This window comes from Burkholderia alba, assembly GCF_034721475.1.
GTDB lineage: Bacteria > Pseudomonadota > Gammaproteobacteria > Burkholderiales > Burkholderiaceae > Burkholderia > Burkholderia alba.
Genome location: NZ_JAWJWL010000069.1, coordinates 1 through 7045, shown reverse-complemented (window position 1 = coordinate 7045; position 7045 = coordinate 1). Strand labels below are relative to the sequence as shown.

2 protein-coding genes are annotated in these 7045 nt (G+C 71.9%); both read left to right on the top strand.

All coding sequences use genetic code 11. The features are described from left to right. A partial coding sequence (locus RZR99_RS31590; protein WP_323123645.1) for a non-ribosomal peptide synthetase occupies positions 1-4982 on the top strand: 4982 nt, incomplete at its 5' end. Positions 4983-5078: 96 nt separating this feature from the next. After that, positions 5079-7045 (top strand): condensation domain-containing protein (locus RZR99_RS31585; protein WP_323123644.1); only part of this gene is annotated, 1967 nt, incomplete at its 3' end.

Below are 7045 nucleotides of genomic sequence, written 5' to 3'. Positions count from 1 at the left end.
TGGGCGAAGGCGAGAAACAACGTCTGGCGGGGTATGTCGCGGGCGAAGTGGAGGCGGCGCAGGTTCGTCACGAACTGGAACAGCGACTGCCGGGCTACATGGTGCCGTCGAGTCTGACGGTGCTGGAGAAGCTGCCGGCGATGCCGAACGGGAAGCTGGACCGGGCGGCGCTGCCGGCGCCGCAGGAGCGGGCCCGCGAGCGGGTCGAGGCATCGAACGAGACGGAAGCGGCGCTGCTGTCGATCTGGAAGGCGGTGCTGGGTCGGGACGATCTGGGCGTGACGGACAACTTCTTCGAAGCGGGGGGCGATTCGATCCAGAGTTTGCAGATCATTGCGCGAGCGCGGGAAGCGGGGCTGAAGCTGACGCCGAGACAGGTGTTCGAGCATCCGACGGTGGCGGGATTGGCGCAAAGAGCGGAGCGATTGGAAGCGCGCACCGAAGTCGAAGAAGACAACGGCGACCCGCAGGGTTTGACGCCGATCCAGCAGGCGTTCTTCGAACGGTACCCGGAAGGGGAGTCGCACTGGAATCAGGCGGTGCTGCTGAAGGTGAAGGGCCGATTGAACGAGGCGGCACTGGAGCAGGCGGTACAGGCGCTGCGCACGCGTCACGATGCGTTGAGGCTGCGATTCGCGGCGGATGAATCGGGGTGGAAGCAACGTGCGATAGCGGCAAGCGAAGCGGAAGGGGATCTGATTCGTCGAGAGGATCTGGTTTCGATGGAAGATCTGGAGGCGGCGTGCGACCGCATCCAGTCGAGCCTGGATATCGAGCGAGGCCCGATCTGGCGAGTGGGTTACTTCGAAGCGCGGGAGGAAACCCGGCTGCTGATCGCGATCCACCATCTGTCGGTGGACGGTGTGTCGTGGCGGGTGCTGCTGGAGGAGTTGCAGACGAGCTACGAACAGGCGGAACGCGGCGAGCCGGTCATGCTGCCGACTCCGTCGATGTCCTGGCGTTCGTGGGTGCGCGCCGCACGCCGTTACGCACGGTCCGACGCGGTTCAGTCCGAATCGTCATGGTGGCAACAGGCGCTCGCCGCGCTCGAAGCCGCGCCCGACCTGCCGCTGCGCCCGGCCGCCGATACCCGCGTGGTCGATAGCGGTCTGATCGAATGGACGCTCGACGCGCGCCGGACCCGCGAGCTGCTGCACAACACGTCGAAGGCATACCGCACCCGCGTCGACGAGCTGCTGCTCGCCGCCCTGGCGCAGACGCTCGGCGCGTGGAGCGGCGCGCCCGACATCGCCGTCGAACTGGAAGGACACGGCCGCGAGGACGTGATCGACGACGCGGACCTGAGCCGCACCGTCGGCTGGTTCACGTCGCGCTTCCCGGTTGCGCTGCCCGCGACGCCCGCCGCCCCCGGCGATGCGCTCGTCGCCGTCAAGGAACGCGTGCGCGCGGTGCCGCACAAGGGGCTGCACTGGGGCTGGCTCGACGCGAAGCCGGCACGGCGCCGGCCGGCCGTCAGCTTCAACTATCTCGGCCGCTTCGATCAATCGCTCGATCCGGCGTCGCGTTTCGCGTTCAGCGCGGAGCGCGCGGGCCGCAGCCTCGGCGACGGCGCGCGGCTCGACTACGCACTCGACCTGAACGGCCTCGTCACGGGCGAGGAACTGCTGCTGCGCTGGCGCTTCGATCCGGCGCGGATCGACCGCGATGCGGTGCAACAGCTTGTCGCCGCGTTCGACCGGGCGGTCGACGCGATGATCGCGCACTGCGCGGCCGCCGCGCCCGGCGCGACCGCGGCCGATTTTCCGCTGTCCGGGCTCGATCAGGCGCAGCTGCGCGCGCTCGATCTGCCGCTGGCCGGCATCGCGGATATCTATCCGGCCACGCCGCTGCAACAGGGGCTGCTGTATCACAGCGAGTTGCAGCAAGGCCAGGGCGTCTACGTGAACCAGCTGCAGCTGACCCTGGGCGGCCGTCTCGACGCGTCGTTGCTGCGCGACGCGTGGCAGGCGGCGATCGCGCGTCACGACATGCTGCGCACGCGCTTCGAGTGGCGCCACGGCGAAGCGGCGCTGCAGATCGTCGAGCGCGACGCCGTGCTGCCGTTCGGGGTGCACGACTGGCGCGACGCCGCCGACTACGACGCGCGGCTGGCCGCCTGGCGCGCGGCCGATCTCGCGGACGGCATCGATCCGGCGCGCGCGCCGCTGATGCGCGTCAACGTGTTCCGCCGTCCGGACGGCAGCTTCGATCTGGTCCGCACGCATCACCACGTGCTCACGGACGGCTGGAGCGGCGCGCGATTGCTCGCCGAGGTCTTCGACGACTACGAACAGTCGCTGCGCGCGGGCCGCGCGACGCGCACGGCGGCCGGCTCGCCGCCGCCGTATCGCCGCTACGTCGAATGGCTGGCGCAGCAACCCGATCCGCGCGGCTGGTGGCTCGACCGGCTGGCGGCCGCGCCCGAGCCCGGCACGCTGACGGGCAGCCTCGCCGCGCCGCGCGAAGCCGCCGCCGACGTGCCGCAGAAAATCACGGTCGAACTCGACGCCGCGCTGGATGCGCGCGTGCGGCGCGCGGCGCAGCGTCATCGCGTCACGCTCAACACGCTGATGCAGGGCGCATGGGCCGTGCTGCTCGCGCGCCTGAGCGGCAAGCCGTCGGTCGCGTTCGGCGTCACGGTGTCCGGCCGGCCGACGTCGCTCGCCGGCGCCGAGGACATGTTCGGCCTCTTCATCAACAGCTTGCCGGTGCTGAGCGCCGTGCCGGGCGCGCAGACCGTGTCCGGCTGGCTGTCCGGCCTGCAGGCGTACAACAGCGCGATGCGCGAAGTCGAGCACACGCCGCTGTCGTCGCTGCAGCAGTGGGCGGGCCGCGGCGGCGATGCGCTGTTCGACAGCCTGATCGTGTTCGAGAACTATCCGGTCGCCGCGCGCGCGGCGCAACCCGCGCGCGACGCGCTGCGGGTCGAAGGTGTCGACACGGTCGAGCGCACGCACTATCCGCTGACGCTGACGATCCTGCCGTCGAAGGGCCTCACGCTCCATTGGGGCTGGGACAGCCGCCGTCTCGATCGCGCCGGCGTCGAGCAACTGCAGCGCCAGTACGTCGCGCTGCTCGACCAGTTGAGCGACGCGGACGGCGAGCGCGCCGTCGGCGAACTGGGCGTGGCGCACGCGCTGCCGGCGGCGGTGCCGCTGCCGGACCCGGCGTTCCGCGCGTTCCATGCGCGTTTCGCCGCGAACGCGCGGCGCGCGCCCGAGCGGATTGCGGTACGGCAGAACGGAGCGGCGCACGATTACGCGTCGCTCGAGCGCTGGGCCGCCGCGATCGACGCGCGGCTGCGCGCGAGCGGCGTGGCGCGGGAGGAGCGCATCGCCGTCTGCATGCGCCGCTCGCCCGCGCTGATCGCGAGCATGCTCGGCGTGTGGCGCAGCGGCGCCGCCTATGTGCCGCTCGATCCGGCGTTCCCCGCCGACCGGCTGCGCTACATGCTCGACGATGCGGGCATCACGCGCGTGCTGACCGACGCCGCCGGCATCGAACGGCTCGGCGGGCAGCTCGACGGCCGCATCGTGATCGATGCGGGCGGGCCGCCCGACGCCACGGCGGCGGCCACGCCCGCGCCGGCGGATCGGCCGTGCGTCGACGCGCAGCTTGCGTACGTGATCTACACGTCCGGCTCGACCGGCCGGCCGAAGGGGGTCGGCGTGTCGCACGGCGCGCTCGACCGGCTGCTCGGCAGCGTCGGCGTCGCGCCGGGGCTGACGGCCGACGACGTGCTGCTGTCGGTGACGACCGCTTCGTTCGACATCTCGCTGCTGGAATTCTGTCTGCCGCTCGCGACCGGGGCCTGCATCGAGCTGGCCGATGCGGCCGCGACGGGCGACGGCGCCGCGCTGGCGCGTCTACTCGACGACAGCGGCGCGACCGTGATGCAGGCGACGCCGAGCGGCTGGCGGCTGCTCGTCGAGGCGGGCTGGCGCGGTCCCGCGCGCGGCCGGCTGGTGGGCCTCGCGGGCGGCGAAGCGCTGCCGCCCGATCTGGCCGAGCAGCTCGCGGCGCGCGGCGTCGACGTGTGGAACATGTACGGTCCGACCGAGACGACGATCTGGTCCACCTGCGCACCGGTGCCGCGCGGCGGCCCGGTGACGATCGGCCGCGCGCTGCACGAAACCGTGCTGCGCGTCGTCGACGCGTCGGGCCAGCTGACGCCGGCGGGCGGCACGGGCGAGCTGTGCATTGGCGGCGCCAATCTTGCGCGCGGCTATCTCGGCCGCCCCGGGTTGACGGCCGAACGCTTCGTGCCCGACCCGTACGGGCCGCCGGGCGCGCGGATGTACCGCACGGGCGACCTGTGCCGCGAACTGCCGGACGGCGCGTTCGACTGCCTCGGCCGGGTCGACCAGCAGGTGAAACTGCGCGGCTACCGGATCGAGCTGGGCGAAATCGAAGCGGCGCTGCGCGGCTGCGACGGCGTGCTCGATGCGGCGGTCGCGCTGGTGCCGGGCGAGCACGGCGCGGAGGCGCGGCTGGTCGGTTATCTGGTGGGCGGCATGCCGGCCGGCTGGCGGCAGGCGCTCGCCGCGCGGCTGCCCGCGTACATGATTCCGGCCGCGCTGCACGGCGTCGATGCGCTGCCGCGCACCGCGAACGGCAAGCTCGATCGCAACGCGCTCGCGCAACTCGGCGCGACGGTCGCGGACGATGCGCCGTGGGTCGAGCCGAGCGGCGAGACCGAGATCCTGGTCGCGCGGCTGTTCGGCGAGGTGCTGGGGCGCGAGCGGGTCGGCGCGACCGACGATTTCTTCGCGCTGGGCGGTCATTCGCTGGCGGCGGTGCGGGTGACCGCGCGGCTGTCAGAGCGGCTGGCGCGCAAGGTCGAGCTGGCGACGCTGTTCGCTCATCCGACGCCCGCGCTGCTGGCCGCGGTCCTCGACGAACAGGCGCGGGACGCGTCGCCGTCCGCGGGCGCGGACCGCGACATGCAGGCGCTCGACGATCTGTTCGATGCGCTCGACTAAACAGGCCGGCCGGGGGCGACGCGCCCGGCCGTTCGACGACAGACCCGACGCGCGGGCGGCTGGCCGCCCGCGTTTTCACGTAGGCACATTCACGACATGTTGACTCCCGTCCGCGAAGCTTCCCCGGGCACCGCGCCCGAGACCGCCGCCGAACATCCGGCGCGCGCGATCGCGAACAAATACGCGGCGCTGCCCGCCGAGCGCCGCCGGCTGTTTCGCGACAAGGCGCGGCAGCAGGGCATCGATCCGACCCGGCTGCCGGTCGTGCCGCTCGCTGGCGATCCGGCCGCGCCCGGCCACTATCCGCTGTCGCCCGCGCAGCAGCGCCTGTGGTTCCTGTGGAAGCTGGACCCCGGCAGCCCCGCGTACAACCTGTCGCGTGCGCTGCGGCTGACCGGCCCGCTCGATACGCTCGCGCTGCGGCGCGCGTGCACCGCGCTGGTCGCGCGGCACGGCGCGTTGCGCGCGCGCTTCGTCGAGCAGCGCGGTGTCGCGTCGCAACGGATCGACGCCGATGCCGGCTACGGCTGGCGCGAGCACGCGCTCGACGATCCGGCCCGGCTGCGCGACCTGCTGCGCGCGGTCGCGCGCGAGCCGTTCGATCTGGGCGCGGGGCCGCTGCTGCGGGTCGACCTGATCCGGATCGACGGCGAGCGCCACGCGCTGATGATCGCGACGCACCACATCGTGTCCGACGGCTGGTCGCAGGGGCTGTTGGTGCGCGAACTGGCCGCGCTGTATCGCGCGGCGGTTGCCGGCGAAAATCCGTCGCACGCGCTGCCGCCGCTCGAGATCCATTTCGGCGATGTCGCCGCGTGGCACGGCGAATGGTTCGACCACGCGGCGTCGGACGACCTCGCGTACTGGGTCGAGCGGCTGGGCCGCGCGCGTGCGGCGCTGGAGTTGCCGCTCGACCGGCCGCGCGCGTCCGTGCGCAGCATCGACGGCGGACGCTGCAGCGTCGGCATCGAACCGGCGCTCGCCGCGTGCCTGCGCGAGCTGGCGCGCGCGCGGCGCACGACGCTGTTCACGGTGCTGCTCGGCGCCTATGCGGCGCTGCTGTATCGCTACGGCGGCCAGACGGGGGTGCGGATCGGCGTGCCGTCGGCGGGGCGGCAGCGGCGCGAGACAGAGGGGTTGATCGGCTACTTCGTCAATACGCTGGTGATCGACGCGGACGTCGACGGCGCGATGCGGTTCGACGCGCTGCTGGACGGGCTGCATGCGCGCGTGCTCGAGGCGCACGCACACCAGGACGTGCCGTTCGGCAGGATTCTCGACGCGCTGAAGATCGAGCGCGATCTCGGCCGCTCGCCGCTGTTCCAGGTGATGTTCAATCTCGAGCAGGCAACTCGTCGCGCCGCGGTGGCGATGCCGGGCATCGTCGTCGATGCGGAGGAGGGCGGCACCGAGACGGCGCGCTTCGATCTCGTGCTGAATGTCGTCGACGACGGGCAGACGCTGAATCTGATGTTCAACTACGCGGCGGATGTGTTCGATCGTTCGACGGTGGAGCGGATCGCGTCGCAGTATGAGGCGGTGCTGGTGCAGCTGGCGGACGACGCGCAGCGGCGGGTCGGCGAGCTGTCGTTGCCGACGGGTCAGCATGCGCAGGTTGCGCGGCGCTATGCGTTCGAATCGCTGGGTCAGGCGTTGATCGCGCAGGCGCGACGCACGCCGGATTCGGTTGCGCTGCGCTGCGAAGGGGCGACGCTCAGCTATGCGCAGCTGGATGCGTGGTCGAATGCGCTGGCTGCACGGCTTGCCGCGCATGGCGTGAGCGCGGAGCGACGTGTCGGTTTGTGCGTGGCGCGGGGCCCGGCGTTGCTGGCGGCGTTGCTCGGGATCATCCAATCGGGCGGGGCGTTCGTGCCGCTCGATCCGGAGTATCCGCAAGCGCGTCTGACGCAGATGATCGAGGATGCGGGGATCGAGCAGGTTGTGGCGGATGGGGCGAGCGCGCAGCAGGTGGCGGACGTGCTTGCCGGTTGTCAGGTGCTCGATGTCGGAACCGTGCGGGATGCCAGTGGCAAGCCTTCGAGTACGGACGATGCATCGGTGCC